We start from the raw sequence: 19,927 nt of genomic DNA on the forward strand, positions 1-19,927 counted from the left end.
CTCGTCCAGCGTGATCACGATCCCCGGCTGGAGTACTAGTTGGGTTGGGCGCGGCCCTTCTTCCAGTAGCCCATGAAGGCCACCGCGCGTCGGTCCACGCCGCGCTCGGCCACCAGGTGACGGCGCAGGGACACGACGGTTCCCGCCTCGCCGGCCAGCCAGGCGTAGAAGCCGCCCGCCGCCTCCTCGGGCACGTCCCAGACGTCGCCGTCCTCCTGCTCGACAACGTCGCCCGGCGTGCCGGCGGGTGCGGAGCGGTCCAGTTGCTCGCGGACGACCGGCTCGAGCCGCTCGCCCTCGCTGCGGACCAGCCAGGTGATCTCCGCCGGGCCGGCGATGGTCAGCCGGTCGTCGGGGAACGGCACCTCGATGAAGGCCCGCGCCGGGCGGTGCAGGGCCTCCAGGATCGACGCGGCGGCCGGCAGGGCCGTCTCGTCCGCGGCGAGCAGCAGGCGGCTCGCGTCCGCGGGCGGGCGCCAGGCGACGTCCGTGATCGGGTGGCCGGGTGCGGCGCTGATCATGACGATCCCGTCGCCCGCCTTGGCCGTGCTCGCCCATCGCGAGGCCGGGCTGCCGACGCCGTGCAGCGCGAAGTCCACGTCGATCTCCCGCGCTTCCGGCCGGAAGGCGCGCACCGTGTACACGCGCAGCGGCGCCCACGACGACGGCGGCCCGGAGCGCCAGGCGGCCATCCAGTCGGGTTCCCGGGCGAACGCCTCGCAGTCGGTGCCCGGGGGCAGGAACAGCAGGCTCATCCGCTGGTCGAGGCCGTGATAGTCGAAGTCCACGAGGGACTCCCCCGCCAGCGTCACCCGGACGAAGGTGGTGCTCAGGCGCACGGAATTGGTGACCCGCAGCGCGAATGGCAGGTATGGCTCGGTGGCCGGACGGGTGGCGCGGACGGCGGCCGGGGCAGTCACGGTCATGACCGGGTGCACCGAGCGAAGCGAGGGCCAGGAGAGCATGCCAGAGGCGATGGAGTCATGACCGTCCGTTCGATGGGGGGCAACCTAGCTAAGGCTACCCTTACCTGAGCCTCGGCGCGAGACGGGGACGCCGCAGCCCAGAGGTTTCTCGCGGGCCATGGCACCGCAGGCGAGGCGGAAGCGCCGCAGGGCGAGGCGGAAGCTGGGCCCGGCGCGGGCCGCCATGACCCGCGCGACATCCTGCTGGCTGGTCGGATCAGGTGCTATGGGCGGGTCCGGCCGGCGAAGAGCGCGCGGGCCCGGGCCACCAGGGCCGGCGAGCCGCACTCCTGCGCCAGTTCCAGCCCGTCGCGCAGCACCCGGCGCGCCTGGGGCCGGCGGCGCGCGGCGTTGAGCAGGGCGCCGTAGTCGACCAGGGCCATCGCCAGTTCGAAGCGCCGCGGCGTGCCGCGCAGCACCCGGATCGACTCCTCGGCCGAGCAGGTGCCCTCGGCGCCGGGCCGCACCTGTCCCTGGATGCGCAGCGCCCGACCCAGGGCCGACGCCAGCCCGTGCCGCCGGGTCAGCGCCACCTCCTCGGCGACCAGCCGCTCCGCCGCCTCGCCGGCGCCGAGGCCGGCCAGCACGGCGGCGGCGGCCGAGCGCCACGGCAGCACGCCGGGATGGTCGGAGCGCCGCACGGCGAGGCGCTCGCCGCACCGGTACAGGTCGGCCAGGCCCTCGCCGGGCCGGGACGCCTCGGCATGCAGGCGGCCGCGGACGTAGCGGAGGAGCAGGAACTCGGGTTCGTCCGGCAGCACGCCGGCGAATCCGGACGGGGCGAGCAGTCCGTCGGCGCATTCGAGGTCGCCGAGGTCGAGCAGCACGGCGATGCGGCGCGACATCAGCAGCGCGGCGGCGGCTCCCGACGGGTCACCGCCGGTGACGGCGTGCAGCTCCGCGGCGGCGTCCGCGTCGCGGGCGGCCTCGGCCAGCCGGCCCAGGCGCCGGGCGACGGAACTGCGCTGCGAGTACGCCGTCACCAGGCCGGCCGCCGAGCCGTACCGACCGGCCACGTCGATGGCGAGGGTGCATCCCGAGTGCGCGGCCGCCAGGTCGTCGGCGTCGGCGAGCCGGCGCAGGGCATGGAGGTACCGCGGCAGGTCGTCGGCGTCGGCCGGCGGGGTCAGAGGCACCGGGCGGTGGTCCGGGAGAACGGTGCCGTTGCGAGGGGTGAGGTCCCGGTCGGGGTCCGCCAGTCCCGGCCGTTCGTCACTGACGGTCATGCAAGCGTGTCTACCCTTCCGGGCGCTCGAGACACCATCGGCCGGCGCTCGATCCTTCGTGGACCCTAAGGTTTTCGTAAGCGTGCGGGTTGCACAATGCGTCATGCGTAGTCCGACCCAACGCAACCTCGACAACTGCACGATCGACGCCCTGATCGCGCCGGCGCTGGGCGCGAATGTGGCCGATGCCGCCGAGTTGTCCGGTGGCGGATTCGCCGCCGGGTGGCAGGCTGCACCGGATCACCGGCGCGCATTCCGGCTACACCGGCGAGCGGCGCCCCGGCTCGGCCTCGATGCGCCGGGGAGACGAGGTCCGGCACGGATCGCCCCAGCGGTGACAGCGGGGCTACGCGCCGCGACCGGCCTGCGAGGCTGTGACGCAGATGCGAGGCCAGGCGGCTCGACGTCATCGCATCTGCGGTCCTAGGCTGGCCGGGTGACGACGTACCGGATCGGCGAGGCGGCGGAGCTGCTCGGCGTCAGCGTGGACACCGTGCGACGCTGGATCGACGCGGGCCGGCTCGCCGCCGAGCGCGACGACAACGGGCACCGCAGCGTGGCCGGCGCGGATCTGGCCGCCTTCGCCCGTTCCCTGGCCGACGAGCCCGACACGGGATCTCGCCGCTCGTCGGCCCGCAACCGGCTGCGGGGCATCGTCACCGCGATCGCCCGCGACTCGGTGATGGCGCAGGTCGACATCCAGGCCGGGCCGTTCCGGCTGGTGTCGCTGATGAGCCGCGAGGCCGTCGACGATCTCGGCCTCGAGGTCGGTTCGACGGCGCTGGCAGTGATCAAGTCGACCACGGTGGTCGTGGAGCGGGGGGACGACAGATGAGGGCACGGCGGACGCGCACCGACGCAGGGTCACCGAAGCCCTGAGCAGGGCACCGTCGCGGGCACCGCTGGCCCTGGTGATCCCGGCGCTCATCGCGCTCGCGTTCCTCGTGCTTCCGCTGGCCGGGCTGCTGATCCGGGCGCCCTGGTCGACGCTGCCGCAGCGGCTCACCGAGCCGGGTGTGCTGGCGGCGCTGCGGCTGTCCCTGCTGACCGCGACCCTGGCCACCGTCGCCTGCCTGCTGTTCGGCGTTCCGCTCGCCTGGCTGCTGGCCCGCAGCGACTTCCCGGGACGCCGTCTCCTCCGCGCGCTGGTGACCGTGCCGCTCGTGCTGCCGCCGGTCGTCGGCGGCGTGGCGCTGCTGCTGGTCTTCGGCCGGCGCGGCCTGATCGGCGGCTGGCTCGACGCCACGTTCGGCTTCAGCCTGCCGTTCACCACGGCCGGCGTGGTCGTGGCCGAGGCGTTCGTGGCGATGCCGTTCCTGGTGATCAGCGTGGAGGGGGCGTTGCGCGGCGCGGACGCCCGCTACGAGGAGGCCGCGGCGACGCTCGGCGCGAGCCGTTGGACGGCTTTCCGCCGGGTCACGCTGCCGCTCATCGGGCCCGGCATCGCGGCCGGCGCGGTGCTGTGCTGGGCCCGGGCGCTGGGCGAGTTCGGCGCGACGATCACCTTCGCGGGCAACTTTCCCGGGCGCACGCAGACCATGCCGCTCGCCGTCTACCTGGCACTGGAGCAGGACCTGGACGCGGCGATCGTCCTGAGCCTCGTGCTGCTCGTGGTCTCGGTGGGGATCCTGGTCGCGTTGCGCGACCGATGGCTGGGCGCGGCGTGAACGGGCCGGCGGGTCTCGACGCCCACCTGGTCGTCCGGCGACCCGGATTCACCCTCGACGCGGCGCTCTCCGCGGACGCCGGCGAGGTCGTCGCGCTGCTCGGCCCGAACGGTGCCGGCAAGACGACCGCGCTGCGCGCGCTGGCCGGGCTGATCGCCCTCGACGACGGGCGGATCCTGCTCGACGGGCGGCGGCTGGACGACGCCTCGACCCGGCGGTTCGTTCCGCCCGAGCAGCGGCGCATCGGCGTGGTCTTCCAGGACTATCTGCTCTTCCCGCACCTGTCGGCGCTGGAGAACGTCGCCTTCGGGCCGCGCTGCCGCGGGGTGCAGCGGGGCGCCGCCCGGGCGCGGGCCGCGGAGCTGCTCGACCGCGTCGGCCTCGCCGAACATGCCCGCAAGAAGCCCCGGCAGCTCTCCGGCGGCCAGGCGCAACGGGTCGCGCTGGCCCGGGCGCTGGCGACCGACCCCCAGCTGCTTCTGCTGGACGAGCCGCTCGCCGCGCTGGACGCCCGGACCCGCCTCGACACGCGGGCCCATCTGCGTGGGCACCTGAGCGGGCACCGCGGCCCGACCGTGCTGGTCACCCACGACCCGCTGGACGCGATGATGCTCGCCGACCGGCTCGTCATCCTGGAGGAGGGCCGGGTGGTGCAGACCGGCGACGCGGCCACGATCACCTCGCGTCCGCGCACCGACTACGTGGCCCGGCTGGTGGGGCTCAACCTCTACCGCGGCCACGCCGACGGCGACCTGGTCCGGCTCACCGACGACTTCGCCCTGACCACGGCGTCGCCGCAGCGGGGCGACGTGTTCGTGGCGTTCCCGCCCGCCGCGGTGGCGCTGTACGCCGCGCGGCCCGACGGAAGCCCGCGCAACACGTGGCGGGCGACGGTCGCCGCGGTGTCCCGCCACGGGGACGCGGTCCGGATCGAGCTGACCGGGCCGATAACGGCGGCGGCCGACGTCACCCAGGGCGCCGCCGCGCAGCTTGGGCTGGAACCCGGACGGCAGGTCTGGGCCAGCCTCAAGGCCACGGAGGCGACGAGCTACCCGGCCTGAGCCGGAACCGGGGACGGGGCCCGGCCGCCGAACGCGACGGCCGGGCCCCGGGCCGGGCTCAGCCGGCGGTGAACGTGTAGCTGCCCGACGCGAGGGCGTAGGACGCGACGCCGTTCGCGTAGCCCTGCGGCACCGCCTCCGCCGGCGGGGTCACCGCCGCGGCGGAGGAGGCCGGCACCCGTACGGTGGCCGTCGCGTTCGGCGGCACCACGACCCTCAGCGTCAGCGTGGAGCCGGCGCGGGTCCACTCCGAGCGCGTCTGCCCGTACGCGGTGAGCAGCGACGCGGTCGCGGCCGTGAGCGTGCCGCCGGGTTTCGGGGCGATCAGCACCTGCTTGTAGCCCGGTGCGGCCGGGCCGACGCCGCCGACCGTGCGGTAGAGCCAGTCGCCCACGGAGCCGAGGCCGTAGTGGTTGAACGAGTTCATGCCGACGTCCTGCAGCGTGCCGTCCGTCCTGATCCCGTCCCAGCGCTCCCAGATCGTGGTCGCGCCGCGCGAGTTCATGTAGCCCCAGCCGGGGTAGTCCGGCTGCTGCAGGATCTGGTACGCGGTGGCCGCGTGCCCGTGCTCGGCGAGCACCGGCAGGAGGTTCTCCACGCCCATGAAGCCGACGGAGAGGTGACCGCCGCGCGACGCGACCTTGGCGGCGAGCCGGTCCGCGACCGCCTGCGTGCGGTTCGCCGGCACGAGGCCGAACGCGAGCGCGAGCACGTACCCGGTCTGGCTGTTGCCGGACACGGTCCCGTCGGCGGCGACGAACCGGCCGGCGAAGGCGGCCGCGATCTGGTCCGCGAGCGTCCCGTACCTGCCGGCCTCGGCCGTACGCCCGGTCGCCGCGGCCATCCGCGAGAGCAGCCGGGCCGACCAGCCGAAGAACGCCGTGCTGGTCAGGTCGTTGGCGGTGTTGTCATCGACGTTGAGCCAGTCGCCGAAGGTCTCGTGGTTGCGGATCAGGTCCGCGCCCGAGGTCGACCGGAGGTAGTCGACATACCTGGCCATTGCCGCGAAGTTGCGGTCCACGACGGACAGGTCGCCGTAGCGCTGCCAGATCGTGTACGGCACGATGACGCCGGCGTCAGCCCAGCCAGCCTTGCCCGCGCCGTCGATGACGGCCGGCGCGACGTCGGTGAACGCCCCGTCGGCGCGCTGCGCGTCCACCAGGTCGTCGGCGAACTTGGCGAGCAGCCCGTGCGTGTCGAAGTTGAACGTCGACGTCGCCCCGAAGGCGGCGATGTCCCCGGTCCAGCCGAGCCGCTCGTCGCGCTGCGGGCAGTCGGTCGGTATCGACAGCATGTTCGAGCGCGCGCCCCAGACGATGTTGTGCTGCAGCTGGTTGACGAGCGCGTCGCTGCTGCTGAAGGTGCCGGTCTCGGCGCCGTCGGTCCAGGCCGCGAGCCCGGTGAGGCTGTCCGCGGTCGGCGTGCCCGGGAAGCCGGTCAGCTCGACGTAGCGGTAGCCGTGCACGGTGAAGTGCGGCTCGAAGACCTCCGTCGCGCCGGTGCCGGCGAGCGTGAACGTGTCGGTGGCCTGCGCGGCGCGCAGATTCGCGGTGTACAGGGTGCCGTCGGCGTTCAGGATCTCGCCGTGCCGCAGCGTGATGCGGGTGCCGGCCGGCCCGGTCGCCCGCAGCCGGTTCCAGCCCGCGAAGTTCTGCCCCAGGTCGGCGATCCACACCCCGGGCCGGGGCTGCGTGATCGACCTCGGCCGCAGCTCCTGCCGCACGGTCACGCCGGGGTCCACCTGCGCGACCAGCCGCGGCTTCGCGGCGGTCCGTACCGTCACTGCCGTGCCGGCCTCGGACGAGATCCGGGCGTCCTGATCCTCGCCGTGGTACAGGTCGTCGGCGACGATCACGCTGGGTGCCGCGGACCACGAGCCGTCGGTACGGATGTCGGCACGCGTCCCGTCGGTGTACTCGATGGCGAGCTGCGCGGAGTACCACGGCGAGGTTCCGTACCGCTGGCTGCCGGCGAAGCCGATGTTGCCCGCGTACCAGCCGTTGCCGAGGAGGGCGCCGAGCGTGTTGGCGCCCTGCTTGATGCCCGCCGTCACGTCGTAGCCGCGGTACTGCAGGCGCTTGTTGTAGTCGGTCCAGCCCGGTGCCAGCCGCTCGGCGCCGACCTTCGCGCCGTTGAGGTAGGTGTCGTGCAGCCCCAGCGCGGTGGCGAAGAGCCGGGCGCGCGCGACCGGCTTCCCGACGGTGAAACCCTTGCTCAGGTACGGCGTGGGGTTGGGCACCGTGACCTGCGTGCCCCACGGGCCCGAGCCGTACGCGGCCGTCGCCCGGGCGGCGGGCCAGGCGCCGTCGTCGAAGCCCGGCTGCTGCCAGCCCGACGGCGCGCTCTGTGCCGCCTTCCACGCGCCGCCGGTGGCCACGGTCGTCGTGCCGACGGTCAGCTTCGCGATCATGCCGGCCGGGCCGGCGCTCGTGTTAACCGCGGCGACGGCGATCGTGTTCGCGCCGGTGCGCACCTGCGCGGAGACGTCCACAGTGGTGGCGCGCTTCCAGGCGTCGGTGACCCGCCGCGAGGAGCTCACCCGCGCGCCGTTGAGCCAGACGTCGGCGGTGTCGTCGCCGGTGACGACGAGCGTCGCCTTGCCGGTGGCCGCCAGGTCGAAGGTGCGGCGGAAGAACCGCTCGGCGGCCGGTGCGGTGCTCGCCGGGTCTCCCTCGGGGTACCAGATCCACTCGGCGCCGGCGAGGCTCGCGCCGCCGGGTGCGCCGATGAAGCCGGCCTGCCACTCGGTGCCCGGGTCGAGGTACCCGGTGTCGAAGCGGGCCGACGGGCTCCACGGGCTGGGCCGGCCCTGCGCGTCCCAGACCCGCACCCGCCAGTGGTAGGTCCGGTTGCTGGCCAGCGCGGGTCCGCCGTACGCGACGTCGACGCTGGCCGCCGACGCGACCTCGCCGCTGTCCCAGACGTCCGCGCCGCCCGGCGTGGTGCCCACGGCGACCTGGTAGCGGCCCTGTACCTGGCCGTTGGCGGTGGCGACCAGCCGCCAGCCGAAGCGCGGCCTGCGCGCGTCGATGCCGACCGGGTCCGTGCGGCGCTCGGTGGTCAGGCCGGCGGGCGTCACCGGCGAGGCGGCGGCGTTGTCGGCGGCGGCGACGTCCTGGCGCCAGGGCCCGGCGCCGTACGCGCCGAGGTCCAGGGCCGCGGCCCAGCTCTCGGGCACGGAGTTCGCGGCCTGCCAGGAGCCGTCGGTGACGAGGTCGACCGTGCCGGCGGGGGCGGCGACGCGGACGCGGCCGAGGACGCCGGCCGGCCCGGCGCTGGTGTTGCGCGCGGCGATCTGGAGGGTGTTGGCGCCGGGCCGCAGCGCCGCGGCCAGGTCGACGTACCGGGCCTGCTTCCAGGCGTCGGCGACGCGGGGCGAGCCGGCCAGGTAGGTGCCGTTGAGCCAGACGTCGACGGTGTCGTCGCCGGCGACGACGAGCTGGGCGTCGGTGTACGGGCCGGCCGGCGCGGTGAACGTGCGGCGCAGGTAGCGGGTGGCGGCCGGGGCGCTCTGCACGGGGTCGCCCTCGGGATACCAGATCCAGTGCGCGGCGGCGAGGCTGACCGGGGTCGTCACCAGGGCCTGCCGCTGGGGCGGCGGTGCGGCGCTCGCCGGATTGCCGACGGTGACGAGGGCGGTGACGACCGAGGTAGCCAGGACGACTACCCGCCGGACGTGTTTCCGGGCAGCAGGGGGTACGGACGGGGCCATGCGGTTCTCCTCGGTGGGGGGAGGTGCGCGGGGCGGGGATCCAGGCATTTAAACGTTTCAATGTCTGGCCCTTATGACTGTAGGACGAACTGCAAGATCCACTCAAGGCCCGCGGGATACGGTGATCGTTGTGCAGGCACTCCAACTCGCCGACTACCGCGCCGCGGTGGCCCGCATCTACCTGACCGCGACCGACCTCGCCGACTTCCGCGACCGGCGCGACCGGCTCTTCTCGAGCCACCCGCAGTCGCCGATCCCGCGCCTGGACGACTTCACGGGCATCCGCTACTTCCCTCCGAGCGAGGAGTTCATCGCCGAGGTGACCCTGCGGGAGGCGCCGGGCGAGATCGAGATCGACACGGCCGGCCCGGACGGCGTCTGCCGCTACGACCGTGTCGGCATCCTGGACACCCCGTGGGGCGAGCTGTCCCTGTGGTGGCTGGCCGCGTACGGCGGCGGGCTCTTCCTGCCGGTGCGCGACACGACCTGCGGCAACCAGTCGTACGGCGGCGGCCGGTACCTGACGGACACGGTGAAGGGCACGCACGGCCGCGGCGTGGAGATGCTGTCGCCGACCCGGGTCCGGCTGGACTTCAACTACCTCTACAACCCGAGCTGCGCGTACGACGACCGGTGGCTGTGCCCGCTCGCGCCACCGGAGAACCGCCTGGACGTACCCGTGCACGCGGGTGAGCTCCGCTACCGCTGAATTGCAACGTTCCAGATCAGCGGTCGCGGTGCCGTCCGATTCCTTCAAGACGGCGGGGTGCCGGAGTTCCTAGCCTGAGGCCATGAGCGAATCCTTCTCCGCCGCGGTGCGGTTCCTGCGGTCCGAGGCCCGCCTGCTGGAGCAGCGCCTCTTCGCGACGCTGTTCCTCGGCGAGTCCCCGGCCGGCGTCGTCGCCGCCCTGCGCGGCTACCAGAACGACGACGGCGGTTTCGGGCACGGGCTCGAACCGGACAAGCGCTGCCCCGCCAGCCTGCCGATCGACGTCGAGATCGCGCTGCAGGCGTACGCGTCGGCCGAGGCCGACGACCCGGAGCTGCTGCGCCGGGCCTGCGACTTCCTGGGCCGCAACTCGGTCGGCGGCGCCGTCGCGCTGGCCTGCGACGTCATCGAGGCGTACCCGCGCGCCGAGCACTGGTCCGACTGGACCTACGCGCCGGGCCTGAACCCGACCGCCGGGCTGGCCGGCCTGCTGCACCGGATCGGTTTCGCGCACCCGTGGCGCGACGAGGCCACCCGGTACTGCTGGCGTGCCCTCGAGTCCGGCCCGCTGCCCGACGAGGTGCACGCGCTCGCCGAGGTCCTGGCGTTCCTGGAGCACGTCGGCGACGCCGACCGCGCCGGGCGGCATGCCGCGGCCGTGGTCGAGCGGCTGACCTCCTCGGCGATGTTCCACCTGGATCCCGCGGCCGAGGGCTACGGGCTGACGCCGCTGACCGTGGCGCCGTTCGCGGACTCGCGCTGGCGCTCGCTGTTCACCGAGGCGCAGATCGACGGGCACCTCGACCACCTCGCCCGGGCACAGGAGGCGGACGGCGGCTGGCCGATCACCTGGGAGCCGCCGAGCGCCGCCTCCCGCCTCGAATGGCGCGGCGTCGTCACCCTGGCCGCGCTGCGGACCCTCACCTCGTACGGCCGCCTGGCACCATCGGCGGATGCGCGCGGTGAGCTACGAACGGTTCGGTGAACTGCCCCGGGTCCGTGACCTGCCCGACCCGGAGCCACCGGAGGGCGGCGTCGTGGTCGCCGTGCGGGCGACGGGGCTGTGCCGCAGCGACTGGCACGGCTGGCGCGGCCACGATCCGGACATCCGCCTGCCGCACGTGCCGGGCCACGAGTTCGCGGGGGTGATCGCCGCGGTCGGGCCGGGCGTCGAGGGCTGGCGCCCGGGCGACCGGGTGACCGCGCCGTTCGTCTGCGCCTGCGGCACGTGCCCGGCCTGCCGCACCGGCGACCAGCAGGTGTGCCACCGGCAGCGGCAACCCGGCTTCACCGACTGGGGCTCGTTCGCCGAACTCGTCGTGGTGCCGCACGCCATGACCAACCTCGTCCGCCTGGGCGACCTCGACTTCCGCACGGCGGCCGTGCTGGGCTGCCGGTTCGCCACCTCGTTCCGGGCGGTGGCGCACCAGGGCCGGGTCCGCGCCGGCGAGTGGGTGGCGGTGCACGGCTGCGGCGGCGTCGGCCTCTCAGCGGTGATGATCGCGGCTGCGGCGGGCGCCCGGGTGGTCGCGATCGACGTGTCCGCCGCCGCCCTGGAGCTGGCCGCGAGGTGCGGCGCCGCGGTGACGCTCGACGCCGCGCGGGCCGCCGAGCTCCGGGAGGTCACCGGGGGCGGCGCGCACGTCTCCATCGACGCGCTGGGCAGCCAGGCCACGCTGACGGCGTCGATCGAGGGGCTGCGGCGGCGGGGCCGGCACGTCCAGGTCGGGCTGTTGCCGGCCGCGACCGGGCGCGGAAGCGTGCCGATGGACCTGGTGGTCGCGCACGAGCTGGAGATCCTGGGCAGCCATGGGATGCCGGCGCACGCGTATGCCGGGCTGCTGCCCCTGGTGGAGTCCGGCCGGCTGCGCCCCGCGGAACTGATCACCGGAGAGCTCACCCTGGAGGCCGCACCGGCGGCGCTGGCGACGATGGACGGCCCGGTTCCGCCGGGCATCCGGGTCATCGTGCCCTGACCCGGCCGGTACCTGGCATTTCGCCTCGTACTTTGGGTCGATCTGGCGGGGATGCCGCTCTCGTACCATCAGCAGGTGCACGAACTTCTACGCTCCGTATGGGACGAACCCGCTCCCCCGCATCCGCCGGCGCGGGTGTGGCGGGACTGGGCGCTCGTCGGCGCGCTCGTGCCCCTCGCGGTGATCGAGGGCGTGCTCCGGCCCGGCCTGCCGTGGCGGGTGCTGTCGGTCGTGATCGTCGTCGCCGTGGTGCCGACCCTGCTGTGGCGGCGCACCCGGCCGCTGCCGATGCTCGCGATCGCCTTCGGTGTCACGGGACTCGCGCCGCTGGTGATGGGCGGCACCGAGCTGAAGACGTACACCGTCGCCTTTGTCTTGATCTTGCTATATGCCCTGATCCGGTGGGGATCCGGGCGCGCGATCCTGCTCGGCCTGGCCATCGTGTCCGGCAAGATCGGCGTGGCCGCGGCCGTCGGGGAGCTCAGCCTGGGCGACATGCTCTCCGGGTTCGTGGTGACGTCGTCGGCGATCGCGCCGGGCGTGGCCCTGCGCTACCGGGCCCGGGCCCGGCTCCGCGAGCTCGAGGGCGCCCGGCTGCTCGAACGCGAGCGGCTGGCCCGGGACCTGCACGACACCGTCGCGCACCACGTGTCGGCGATGGCGATCCGGGCGCAGGCCGGCCTCGCCACCGCCGCGTCGCATCCGGACGCCGCGACCGACGCGCTCCGGGTGATCGAGGCCGAGGCGTCCCGGGCCCTCGCCGAGATGCGCGGCATGGTCCGGATCCTGCGCCGGGACGAGCCGGCCGAGCTCGCGCCCGGCCCGCGCATCGCCGACCTGGAGAGCCTCGCCGGCCGCGCCCGCTCCGGCCCGGCCGTGGACGTCGGCATCGCCGGCGACCTCGACGACATTCCCCCGGCGATCGGCTCCGCGATCTTCCGGCTCGCCCAGGAGTCGGTCACCAACGCCCGGCGGCACGCGCGGCACGCGACCCGGATCCAGGTCCGCGTCTCGGCGGACCCCGATTCGATACGCCTGCAGGTGAGCGACGACGGCGAGCCCGGCACCGGCACACCGTCCGCCGGGTACGGGCTGATCGGCATGAGCGAGCGCGCCGTCCTGCTCGGCGGCACCTGCGACGCCGGCCCCGCGCCCGGCCGCGGCTGGACCGTGACCGCGGTGCTTCCCCGCGGCGAGGGCACGCCGAAGGTTGGCGCCGCGTGACGGTCCGGGTGGTGGTCGCCGACGATCAGGAGATCGTCCGCACCGGCCTCACGATGATCCTCAACTCGCAGCCGGACATCCAGGTCGTCGGCGAGGCCGCCAACGGGCACCGCGCCGTCGAGCTGGCCCGGCACCTCCGCCCCGACGTGTGCCTCTTCGACATCCGGATGCCCGGCCTCGACGGCATCGAGGCCACCCGCGCGCTGGCCGGACCCGAGGTGCGGGATCCGCTCGCCGTGGTGGTCATCACGACCTTCGACCTCGACGAGTACGTCTACGCCGCGCTGCGCGCCGGCGCCCGCGGTTTCCTGCTCAAGGACGCCGGCACCGCCATGCTCGCCCAGGCGATGCACGCCGCCGCCGAGGGGGACGCGCTGATCGCGCCGAGCGTGACCGCGCGGCTGCTCAAGACCTTCGCCGCGGGCGGCCCGGCCGGCACGGTGCAGCCCGTCGATCCGCTGACCGACCGCGAGGAGCAGGTGCTCGCCGCGGTGGCGAGCGGGCGGACCAACAACGAGATCGCCGCGGAGCTCTTCATCACGCTCAGCACCGTGAAGACGCACATCACCAGCCTGATGACGAAGATTCCGGCACGCAACCGCGTCGAGATCGCCATGTGGGCCTACGAGACCAACCGCGTCCGTCGCTGAGTCTCGCCGCCCGGCGCCGAAAGTACGGCTCGCGTGCCGTACCTCGGTACGAGCCGGCCCCGGCCTGATTTCCGATGAGCCGGTGCCGCCCCGATCGGCACGATCGAAGCCATGACGATCTCCCCAACCTGGACCGCCCGGCTCTCGACCGCGGGGCTGCTCCTGCTCAGCGCCGTGCCGGTCGTGGCCGGCGCCTCCCGCGTGGCTGGCCTGGCCGCGGGCGCGCAGAGCACGCCGGACACCGCGCGCTTCGTCGAGGCACCGGCGCCCGTGGTGGCGCACATCATCGGCGCGACGCTGTTCTGCGTCCTCGGTGCCTTCCAGTTCCACCGCGGCTTCCGGCGCCGCCGGCCCGGATGGCACCGCATCACGGGGCGGGTGCTGGTCCCCTGTGGACTGGCGGCGGCGCTCTCGGGCATCTGGATGACCCTCTTCTACCCGCTGCCCGAGCACGACGGCGCGCGTTTCGGCATCCTCGGCATCGAGCGGCTGGTCCTCGGCGCGGTCATGGCCGCGGCGATCGTCATCAGCTTGCGGGCGATCCTGCGCCGCGACATCGTCCGGCACCGCGCCTGGATGATCCGCGGTTACGCCATCGGCTTGGGCGCGGGCACCCAGGTGCTGACCCTCATGCCGTGGATGCTGACGGTCGGCGAGCCGGGCGCCTTCGGCCGGTCGATGCTGATGGGCGCCGGCTGGTTGATCAACATCGTGGTGGCCGAGTGGATCATCCGCAGGCCCGCCGCGGCGAGGGCGCGGCGGGCGCGCCCGGTCCTCACCGGTGGGACAGCGGGGGCCAGTCCGGGGCGATGAGCGACCAGACCTCGGTGTCGTAGCGGACCCCCTTGTAGAGGTACTCCCCGCGCAGCACGCCGTCGACCCGCATGCCCAGCCGGCGGGCGACGTTCGCGCTCGCCGTGTTGTCCGGGCGGCAGTGCCACTGCACGCGGTAGATGCCGCGCTCCACGATCGCCCAGTCGATCAGCCGGGCCACCGCCTTGGTGATCAGGCCACGGCCGGTGCCCGCCGGCTCCAGCCAGCAGCCGATCTCGCAGTTGCCGCCCTCGACGTTGAAGTCGACGAACATCGTGCCGCCGACCAGCGTGCCGCCGAGCCAGATGCCGTAGAGCCGGCCGGCGTCGCGGGCCATCATGTCGGCGTAGCGCTGCAGAGTGGCGGACGCGGTCGTCAGGTCGGTGCTCACGCCCGCCCACGGGATCCACGGGTCGACGCTTTCCCGCGCGCGGTCCATGTGTGCGAGGAACTCGGGCCCCTGCCACGGCTCCAGCGGGCGCAGTTCGGCGCCTTCACCAAGATCAATAGCGAACATGACCGGCAGCCTATCGAGATTCGGCCGTCGGGCCGGGCCCCGCGCACCGATCTCCCCCGCGTACCCCGGGACCCGGCGGCGCGCTCAGGCGTACTTGCAGCCGTCACCCAGCCAATTCACATCCGAAGGCCGCATAGTTAGTAGCGCCCCGTTCGACTCTGGAGGTCTTCATGGGTCTGGTCCTGGCCATCGTGAGCCTGGTGCTGCTGCTGGTGCAGGTGTTGCTGATCGCCCGTGCGGTGCTCGACTGGAGCGTGGCGCTCGCCGGACCCGCCGCGTACGGGTCCGTCCGGTCGCGGCTGACGGCCGGCGTGCACGCGGTCACCGAACCGCTGCTCGCGCCGGTCCGCCGCGTCCTGCCTCCGCTGCGAATGGGGGGCGTCGCCATCGACCTGGCGTTCATCGTGGTGTTCCTGGCGATCGTGATCATCCGCTACCTGATCGGCTGACCCACCCCGCCCCACACCTAGGCCGGTTCGGGGACGTTGCCCGGGTCGTCCGGGCCCGGCATCGGTTCCACCGGGGGCGGCGGCAGCGTCTCCGGGGTGTCCGGGGAGAGCTCGCCCGGGTCGTCGGGTACCGGCTCGTTCGGATCGATCGGCGGGTAGTTGTCCGGGTCGGGACCTGGCAGCACCATGGCTTTCAGTCTGCCCGACCGACGGGCCCAGCCGAGGACCCCGGGGATTCCCGGCGCGGCGGAAAGCCGTCAGGCGCCGACGGTGCCGTCGATGCCCTCGCGGAGGAAGTCGGCGTGGCCGTTGTGCCGGGCGTACTCGTGGATCAGGTGCAGCATCACCAGGCGCAGCGAGACGTTCTCGCCCCACCGCGCCTGGTATCCCGTCACGTCGAGTGACTCCGCCTCCCGCTCGATGCGGCGCGCGTGCTCGACCTCCGCATGCCACGCGGCGAACGCCTCCGCGCGGGTGGACCCCGAGGCGTCGTACGCGGCCTGGTAGTCGCCCTCGCCCGACCAGAGCAGCGGGATGTCCTCGCCGGCGATCACCCGGCGGAACCAGGTCCGCTCGACCTCGGCCATGTGCCGCACCAGGCCGAGCAGCGTCAGCGTCGACGGCGGCATCGAGCGCCGCCGCAGCTCCTCGTCGGACAGCCCCGCGCACTTCATCGCCAGTGTGGCCCGGTGGTAGTCGAGGAACGCGCGCACTGTCTCGCGTTCCCCGCCGAGCAGGGGCGGTCCGATCCGATCGTCTGTCACGGCATCCTCGAATGTTCCGGGCCGCCCCCGGGCGGAGGCGACGACGCCGCGCGGCGCCGCGATCCCGGCCACCACGATGACACAGGGTGACGCATACAACTGTTTGGTTGTGCAACTGTCTAGTTGTGGATAGGGTCGTCCCATGCCCGTCGCCGAGGATGAACTGAGCCTGGTGTTCGCCGCGCTCGCCGATCCCACCCGGCGGGCGATCCTGGCGCGGCTCGCCCGCGGCGACGCGACCGTCAACCAGCTCGCCGAGCCGTTCGCCATGAGCCAGCAGGCGGTCTCCAAGCACCTCAAGGTCCTGGAACACGCCCGCCTCATCTCGCGGACCCGGACCGCCCAGTCGCGCCCCTGCGTCCTGGAGACCGTGCGCCTCGACGCCGCGGTCGACTGGGTCGCCGAGCACCGGCAGATCTGGGCCGACCGTCACGACCGACTCGAGCAGCACCTGGCCGCTCTGCGAGTGGAGGAGAAACCCCGATGACCGAGACCGGCGAGCTCGTCTTCCGGCGCGTGCACCGGGGCTCACCCGAGCTGCTCTTCGACTGCATGACCCGGCCCGAGCATCTCACCCACTTCTGGGGCCCCGAGGGCACGACGACACCGATCGCGAACATCGTCGTCGACCTGCGCCCGGGCGGCGCCTTCGAGACCACGATGGTCAACGACGCCGACGGCGGCACCTACACGATGCGCGCGGTCTACGTCGAGGTCAGCCGGCCGGACCTGCTGGTGTGGGTCGACGGCGGCATGCGCACCACGATCACCTTCGTCGACCTGGGTGACGGTCACACCGAGGTCGTCACCCGGCAGCGCAACGTGCCGGCCGCCTACCTCAGCCCGCAGGCGCAGGCGGGCTTCGTCACCAGCCTCGACCGCTGCGCGAAATACGTGGCCGGCCTAGCCTAGGGAGCACCGCGATGCCCACGATCACCTCCGGAGACGGCACCCGGATCGCGTACGAGCGCGCCGGCGACGGGCCGGCGCTCATCCTCATCGACGGCGCGATGTGCCACCGCGCCGCGGGTCCCATGCGACCGCTGGCCGCCCTGCTGCGGGAGAGCTTCACGGTCTACGCCTACGACCGGCGCGGCCGCGGGGAAAGCTCGGACACGAAGCCTTACGCGGTCGCCCGCGAGGTCGAGGACCTGCGGGCGCTCATCGCCGCCGCCGGCGGCACCGCCTACCTCTACGCGATGTCCTCGGGCGGCGCCCTCGCCCTGGCCACCGCGGCGGCCGACCCGGGCGTGGCCGGGATCGCGCTGTACGAGCCGCCGTTCCTGCACGGCTCGCCCGAATACAGCGCCGAGCTGCGGAAATTGCTCGACGCCGGCCGAAACGGCGACGCCGTGGCGCTGTTCATGACCTACGTCGGCATCCCCGCGCCGGTCGTGGCGGGCATGCGGAGCGGGCCGGGCTTCGCGGCCCTGGAGGCGATCGCGCCGACCCTCGCGTACGACGACGAGCTGCTCGGCGACGGCGAGGTGCCGAAGGAGCTGGAGATCACCGCGGGAATGCTGGTGCTCTCGGGCGGCGCCAGCCCCGAGGGCCTGCGGGCCGCCGCGCGGGCCACCGCGGACGCGTTCGCGACCGCCGGGCACCGCGAGCTCGACGGCGAGACCCACGACGTGCGGCCCGAGGCCCTCGCGGCGGCGCTGGAGGGGTTCTTCGCGAAGGCGTGACAAAAATCAGTGGCTGAGTGAGTGCTCGCTCAGTACTGTCGCCGTGTGAACTCCCCAGAGCAGGCCGAGCGGCGCCGCCGGGTGCCCGCCATGGCCCCCGAGGATCGGCGGGCGGCACTCATCGCCGCCACCGTTCCGCTGCTGCACGAGCACGGCCTCGATGTCAGCACGCGGCAGATCGCCCAGGCCGCCGGCGTCGCCGAGGGCACCATCTTCGGCGTCTTCAGCGACAAGAACTCGCTGATCATCGCGGCGCTCGGGCAGGCGCTCGACCCGCGGCCGACCCTCGACGCCCTGGCCGCGATCGACCCCGGCACCGGCCTGCGTGACCGGCTGACCGCCGCCGCCACGCTGATCAACGAGCGGTTCACCGGCAACGCGCACCTCATGTCGGCCGCACGCGTTCTCATGCTCGCGTCCGATGCCCCTCCGGAGGCGGCCGAGCGGATGGCCCGGTCCCGCCAGTCGCTGCTCGAGGCCCTCACCGCGGTCATCGAGCCCGACGCCGGCCTGCTGCGCCGCTCCCCCGGCGCCGTCGCCCGGCTGCTCCTGCTCTTCTGCGGAGCCAACACGTTCGGTCCGTTCGGCGACCCGCGGCGCTTCGACGGCGGGGAGATCGTCTCGCTGCTGCTCGACGGGCTGCTGGTCATCCCGGCCGGCCACGATCCGCCGGCGGTCCCGCTGATCGCCGCACACCAAGACCACACTCACGGGGGTGCCTGAACGGTGCTTGTCCGACTCCTACGTGCGCAGCTGCGGCCGTACGGGAGGTCGATCCTTCTGGTCGTGCTCTTCCAGTTCGTCGCCACGCTCGCCACCCTCTACCTGCCCGCCATGAACGCCGACATCATCGACAACGGCGTCGTGCCCGGCGACACCGGCTACGTGATGCGGGTCGGCGTGGAGATGCTCGGCGTCTCGCTGGTCCAGATCGCCGCGCAGATCGCGGCGGTCTACTTCGGCGCGCGGACCGCCATGGCCGTCGGCCGCGACATCCGGGCCGGCATCTTCGCCAAGGTGCTCTCCTACTCGGCCCGCGAGGTCGAGCAGTTCGGGGCGCCGTCGCTGATCACCCGGACCACCAACGACGTCCAGCAGGTACAGATGCTGGTCCTGATGACGTTCCTGTTGATGGTCGCCGCGCCGATCATGTGCGTCGGCGGCATCCTGCTCGCGCTGCGCCAGGACGTGCCGCTGTCGTCCCTGCTGCTCGTGATCGTGCCCGCGCTCGTCGCCGTGGTCGCGCTGATCATCGTCCGGATGCGGCCGCTTTTCCGGATCATGCAGGTGCGCATCGACAAGGTCAACCAGGTGATGCGCGAGCAGATCACCGGCATCCGGGTGATCCGCGCCTTCGTGCGCGACGACCGCGAGCGGGCCCGGTACACCGTCGCCAACGACGAACTCACCGACGTCTCGCTGCGCGTCGGCCGGCTGATGGCGCTGATGTTCCCGACCGTGATGCTGCTGGTGAACATCTCCAGCGTGGCCGTGTTGTGGTTCGGCGGGCACCGCATCGCCGACGACAGCATGCAGATCGGCGCGCTGACCGCGTTCCTCAGCTATCTCATGCAGATCCTGATGGCGATCATGATGGCGACGTTCATGTTCGTGATGATCCCCCGAGCCGAGGTCTGCGCCGAACGGATCGAGGAGGTGCTGGACACGCCGTCGAGCGTCGAGATCGATCCGGAGCCGGTGCGCGAGCTCAGCCGGCACGGCTTCCTGGAACTGCGGGACGTCGACTTCCGCTACCCGGGCGCCGAGGCGCCCGTGCTCTCCCGGATCAACCTGTCGGCCCGGCCGGGCGAGATCACCGCGGTCATCGGCAGCACGGGTGCCGGCAAGACCACGCTGCTCAATCTCGTACCCCGGCTGTTCGACGCGACCGGCGGCAGCGTGCTGGTCGACGGCGTTGACGTCCGCGCGCTCGACCCGGCGCTGCTGGCGAAGACGGTCGGCCTGGTGCCGCAGAAGCCCTACCTGTTCAGCGGCACGGTCGCCTCGAACCTGCGGTACGGCAACCCGGACGCGACGGACGCGGAGTTGTGGGCCGCGCTCGAGATCGCGCAGGCGCGCGACTTCGTCGAGCGGATGGACGGCGGCCTGGAGGCGCCGATCGCACAGGGCGGCACGAACGTCTCCGGCGGCCAGCGGCAGCGGCTCGCGATCGCCCGGCTGCTCGTGCACCGCCCGGAGATCTACCTCTTCGACGACTCGTTCTCGGCGCTCGACTACGCCACCGACGCGGCGCTGCGCGCCGCGCTGACCCAGCACATCGCGGACGCGACGGTGGTCATCGTCGCGCAGCGGGTCAGCACGATCCGCGAGGCCGACCGGATCGTCGTGCTCGACGAGGGCCTGGTGGTCGGCACCGGAACCCACACCGAACTCATGGACACGAACCCCACCTACCGGGAGATCGTCTTGTCGCAGCTCACCGAGCAGGAGGCAGCCGCGTGATCGACCGCACCGCAGCGAAGCGCAGGGCCGGGAGAGAACGCATCGG

At 73.4% G+C, this 19,927-nt stretch carries 21 protein-coding genes; 15 read left to right on the forward strand and 6 right to left on the reverse strand.

The window, feature by feature from the left end:
• Positions 1-35: 35 nt before the first annotated feature.
• Together AB0B58_RS16435 and AB0B58_RS16440 are read right to left on the reverse strand one after the other, a co-directional pair.
• Complete coding sequence (locus tag AB0B58_RS16435; RefSeq protein ID WP_360224010.1) at positions 36-926, reverse strand: siderophore-interacting protein; 891 nt, start codon at positions 924-926, stop codon at positions 36-38.
• 263 nt (positions 927-1,189) lie between these two features.
• Entirely contained in the window at positions 1,190-2,191 is a 1,002-nt protein-coding gene (locus AB0B58_RS16440; protein ID WP_360224012.1) for a hypothetical protein, read from the reverse strand.
• 436 nt (positions 2,192-2,627) lie between these two features.
• On the opposite strand from AB0B58_RS16440, the gene AB0B58_RS16445 reads away from it, so the two are divergent.
• Genes AB0B58_RS16445 through AB0B58_RS16455 form a run of 3 tightly spaced genes read left to right on the forward strand, consistent with a single transcriptional unit; the run spans position 2,628 to position 4,919 of the window.
• On the forward strand, positions 2,628-3,026 hold the full coding sequence (locus tag AB0B58_RS16445) for a TOBE domain-containing protein (RefSeq protein ID WP_360224014.1): 399 nt from the start codon (positions 2,628-2,630) through the stop codon (positions 3,024-3,026).
• A 40-nt stretch (positions 3,027-3,066) separates the two neighbouring features.
• A complete protein-coding gene (locus AB0B58_RS16450) occupies positions 3,067-3,858 on the forward strand; it encodes an ABC transporter permease (RefSeq protein WP_360224237.1) in 792 nt (263 codons plus the stop codon).
• Positions 3,840-4,919, forward strand: coding sequence for an ABC transporter ATP-binding protein (locus tag AB0B58_RS16455; protein ID WP_360224015.1), 1,080 nt, complete (start codon positions 3,840-3,842; stop codon positions 4,917-4,919). Before AB0B58_RS16450 ends, AB0B58_RS16455 begins: the two co-directional genes overlap by 19 nt.
• 58 nt (positions 4,920-4,977) lie before the next feature.
• On the opposite strand, the gene AB0B58_RS16460 is transcribed toward AB0B58_RS16455, so the two are convergent.
• The gene (locus AB0B58_RS16460; protein ID WP_360224017.1) at positions 4,978-8,631 is read right to left on the reverse strand and encodes a family 78 glycoside hydrolase catalytic domain; all 3,654 of its coding nucleotides are present in this window, start codon (positions 8,629-8,631) and stop codon (positions 4,978-4,980) included.
• A 130-nt stretch (positions 8,632-8,761) separates the two neighbouring features.
• Here AB0B58_RS16460 and AB0B58_RS16465 point away from each other — a divergent pair, with 130 nt between their 5' ends.
• The 6 genes from AB0B58_RS16465 to AB0B58_RS16490 all read left to right on the forward strand — a co-directional run bounded on the left by AB0B58_RS16465 (position 8,762) and on the right by AB0B58_RS16490 (position 14,003).
• Entirely contained in the window at positions 8,762-9,340 is a 579-nt protein-coding gene (locus tag AB0B58_RS16465; RefSeq protein ID WP_360224019.1) for a DUF1684 domain-containing protein, read from the forward strand.
• Between the two features lie 82 nt (positions 9,341-9,422).
• Positions 9,423-10,325: a hypothetical protein gene (locus tag AB0B58_RS16470; RefSeq protein ID WP_360224021.1), complete on the forward strand. Its 903-nt coding sequence runs from the start codon at positions 9,423-9,425 to the stop codon at positions 10,323-10,325.
• On the forward strand, positions 10,294-11,316 hold the full coding sequence (locus AB0B58_RS16475) for a zinc-dependent alcohol dehydrogenase family protein (protein ID WP_360224023.1): 1,023 nt from the start codon (positions 10,294-10,296) through the stop codon (positions 11,314-11,316). Before AB0B58_RS16470 ends, AB0B58_RS16475 begins: the two co-directional genes overlap by 32 nt.
• A 75-nt stretch (positions 11,317-11,391) precedes the next feature.
• Positions 11,392-12,540, forward strand: a complete 1,149-nt coding sequence (locus tag AB0B58_RS16480) for a sensor histidine kinase (RefSeq protein WP_360224025.1) — start codon at positions 11,392-11,394, stop codon at positions 12,538-12,540.
• Complete coding sequence (locus tag AB0B58_RS16485) at positions 12,537-13,190, forward strand: response regulator transcription factor (protein ID WP_360224027.1); 654 nt, start codon at positions 12,537-12,539, stop codon at positions 13,188-13,190. The genes AB0B58_RS16480 and AB0B58_RS16485 overlap by 4 nt, the downstream gene beginning before the upstream one ends.
• A 111-nt stretch (positions 13,191-13,301) precedes the next feature.
• Entirely contained in the window at positions 13,302-14,003 is a 702-nt protein-coding gene (locus AB0B58_RS16490; RefSeq protein ID WP_360224029.1) for a DUF2306 domain-containing protein, read from the forward strand.
• On the opposite strand, the gene AB0B58_RS16495 is transcribed toward AB0B58_RS16490, so the two are convergent.
• Positions 13,966-14,520, reverse strand: a complete 555-nt coding sequence (locus tag AB0B58_RS16495) for a GNAT family protein (protein WP_360224031.1) — start codon at positions 14,518-14,520, stop codon at positions 13,966-13,968. The two genes, AB0B58_RS16490 and AB0B58_RS16495, sit on opposite strands and share 38 nt — an antisense overlap.
• A 170-nt stretch (positions 14,521-14,690) precedes the next feature.
• Here AB0B58_RS16495 and AB0B58_RS16500 point away from each other — a divergent pair, with 170 nt between their 5' ends.
• On the forward strand, positions 14,691-14,969 hold the full coding sequence (locus tag AB0B58_RS16500) for a YggT family protein (RefSeq protein ID WP_360224033.1): 279 nt from the start codon (positions 14,691-14,693) through the stop codon (positions 14,967-14,969).
• Between the two features lie 17 nt (positions 14,970-14,986).
• Here AB0B58_RS16500 and AB0B58_RS16505 read toward each other — a convergent pair whose 3' ends face one another.
• Positions 14,987-15,157 (reverse strand): hypothetical protein, encoded by a 171-nt coding sequence (locus tag AB0B58_RS16505; protein WP_360224035.1) that lies wholly within the window; start codon positions 15,155-15,157, stop codon positions 14,987-14,989.
• Between the two features lie 69 nt (positions 15,158-15,226).
• Positions 15,227-15,733 carry a DinB family protein gene (locus tag AB0B58_RS16510; protein ID WP_360224037.1) on the reverse strand — a complete coding sequence of 169 codons (507 nt, stop codon included), beginning with the start codon at positions 15,731-15,733 and terminating at the stop codon, positions 15,227-15,229.
• Positions 15,734-15,875: 142 nt separating this feature from the next.
• On the opposite strand from AB0B58_RS16510, the gene AB0B58_RS16515 reads away from it, so the two are divergent.
• The 5 genes from AB0B58_RS16515 to AB0B58_RS16535 are packed head-to-tail and all read left to right on the forward strand — an operon-like array spanning position 15,876 to position 19,881.
• Positions 15,876-16,220, forward strand: coding sequence for a metalloregulator ArsR/SmtB family transcription factor (locus AB0B58_RS16515; protein ID WP_360224039.1), 345 nt, complete (start codon positions 15,876-15,878; stop codon positions 16,218-16,220).
• Positions 16,217-16,645 (forward strand): SRPBCC domain-containing protein, encoded by a 429-nt coding sequence (locus AB0B58_RS16520; RefSeq protein ID WP_360224041.1) that lies wholly within the window; start codon positions 16,217-16,219, stop codon positions 16,643-16,645. The genes AB0B58_RS16515 and AB0B58_RS16520 overlap by 4 nt, the downstream gene beginning before the upstream one ends.
• An 11-nt stretch (positions 16,646-16,656) precedes the next feature.
• The gene (locus AB0B58_RS16525; protein WP_360224043.1) at positions 16,657-17,418 is read left to right on the forward strand and encodes an alpha/beta fold hydrolase; all 762 of its coding nucleotides are present in this window, start codon (positions 16,657-16,659) and stop codon (positions 17,416-17,418) included.
• Positions 17,419-17,463: 45 nt separating this feature from the next.
• On the forward strand, positions 17,464-18,141 hold the full coding sequence (locus AB0B58_RS16530) for a TetR/AcrR family transcriptional regulator (protein WP_360224045.1): 678 nt from the start codon (positions 17,464-17,466) through the stop codon (positions 18,139-18,141).
• Between the two features lie 3 nt (positions 18,142-18,144).
• The gene (locus tag AB0B58_RS16535) at positions 18,145-19,881 is read left to right on the forward strand and encodes an ABC transporter ATP-binding protein (protein ID WP_360224047.1); all 1,737 of its coding nucleotides are present in this window, start codon (positions 18,145-18,147) and stop codon (positions 19,879-19,881) included.
• The last annotated feature ends 46 nt before the right edge of the window (positions 19,882-19,927 follow it).

Origin of the sequence: Actinoplanes sp. NPDC049118, from assembly GCF_040648555.1 — a bacterium.
GTDB lineage: Bacteria > Actinomycetota > Actinomycetes > Mycobacteriales > Micromonosporaceae > Actinoplanes.

Excerpts from the sequence above, each read along its gene's own strand:
- AB0B58_RS16435 (WP_360224010.1), bottom strand. The coding sequence starts at position 926 with ATGACCGTGACTGCCCCGGCCGCCGTCCGCGCCACCCGTCCGGCCACC.
- AB0B58_RS16440 (WP_360224012.1), bottom strand. The coding sequence starts at position 2,191 with ATGACCGTCAGTGACGAACGGCCGGGACTGGCGGACCCCGACCGGGAC.
- AB0B58_RS16455 (WP_360224015.1), top strand. The coding sequence starts at position 3,840 with ATGGCTGGGCGCGGCGTGAACGGGCCGGCGGGTCTCGACGCCCACCTG.
- AB0B58_RS16460 (WP_360224017.1), bottom strand. The coding sequence starts at position 8,631 with ATGGCCCCGTCCGTACCCCCTGCTGCCCGGAAACACGTCCGGCGGGTA.
- AB0B58_RS16470 (WP_360224021.1), top strand. The coding sequence starts at position 9,423 with ATGAGCGAATCCTTCTCCGCCGCGGTGCGGTTCCTGCGGTCCGAGGCC.
- AB0B58_RS16475 (WP_360224023.1), top strand. The coding sequence starts at position 10,294 with ATGCGCGCGGTGAGCTACGAACGGTTCGGTGAACTGCCCCGGGTCCGT.
- AB0B58_RS16490 (WP_360224029.1), top strand. The coding sequence starts at position 13,302 with ATGACGATCTCCCCAACCTGGACCGCCCGGCTCTCGACCGCGGGGCTG.
- AB0B58_RS16495 (WP_360224031.1), bottom strand. The coding sequence starts at position 14,520 with ATGTTCGCTATTGATCTTGGTGAAGGCGCCGAACTGCGCCCGCTGGAG.
- AB0B58_RS16500 (WP_360224033.1), top strand. The coding sequence starts at position 14,691 with ATGGGTCTGGTCCTGGCCATCGTGAGCCTGGTGCTGCTGCTGGTGCAG.
- AB0B58_RS16505 (WP_360224035.1), bottom strand. The coding sequence starts at position 15,157 with ATGGTGCTGCCAGGTCCCGACCCGGACAACTACCCGCCGATCGATCCG.
- AB0B58_RS16515 (WP_360224039.1), top strand. The coding sequence starts at position 15,876 with ATGCCCGTCGCCGAGGATGAACTGAGCCTGGTGTTCGCCGCGCTCGCC.
- AB0B58_RS16520 (WP_360224041.1), top strand. The coding sequence starts at position 16,217 with ATGACCGAGACCGGCGAGCTCGTCTTCCGGCGCGTGCACCGGGGCTCA.
- AB0B58_RS16525 (WP_360224043.1), top strand. The coding sequence starts at position 16,657 with ATGCCCACGATCACCTCCGGAGACGGCACCCGGATCGCGTACGAGCGC.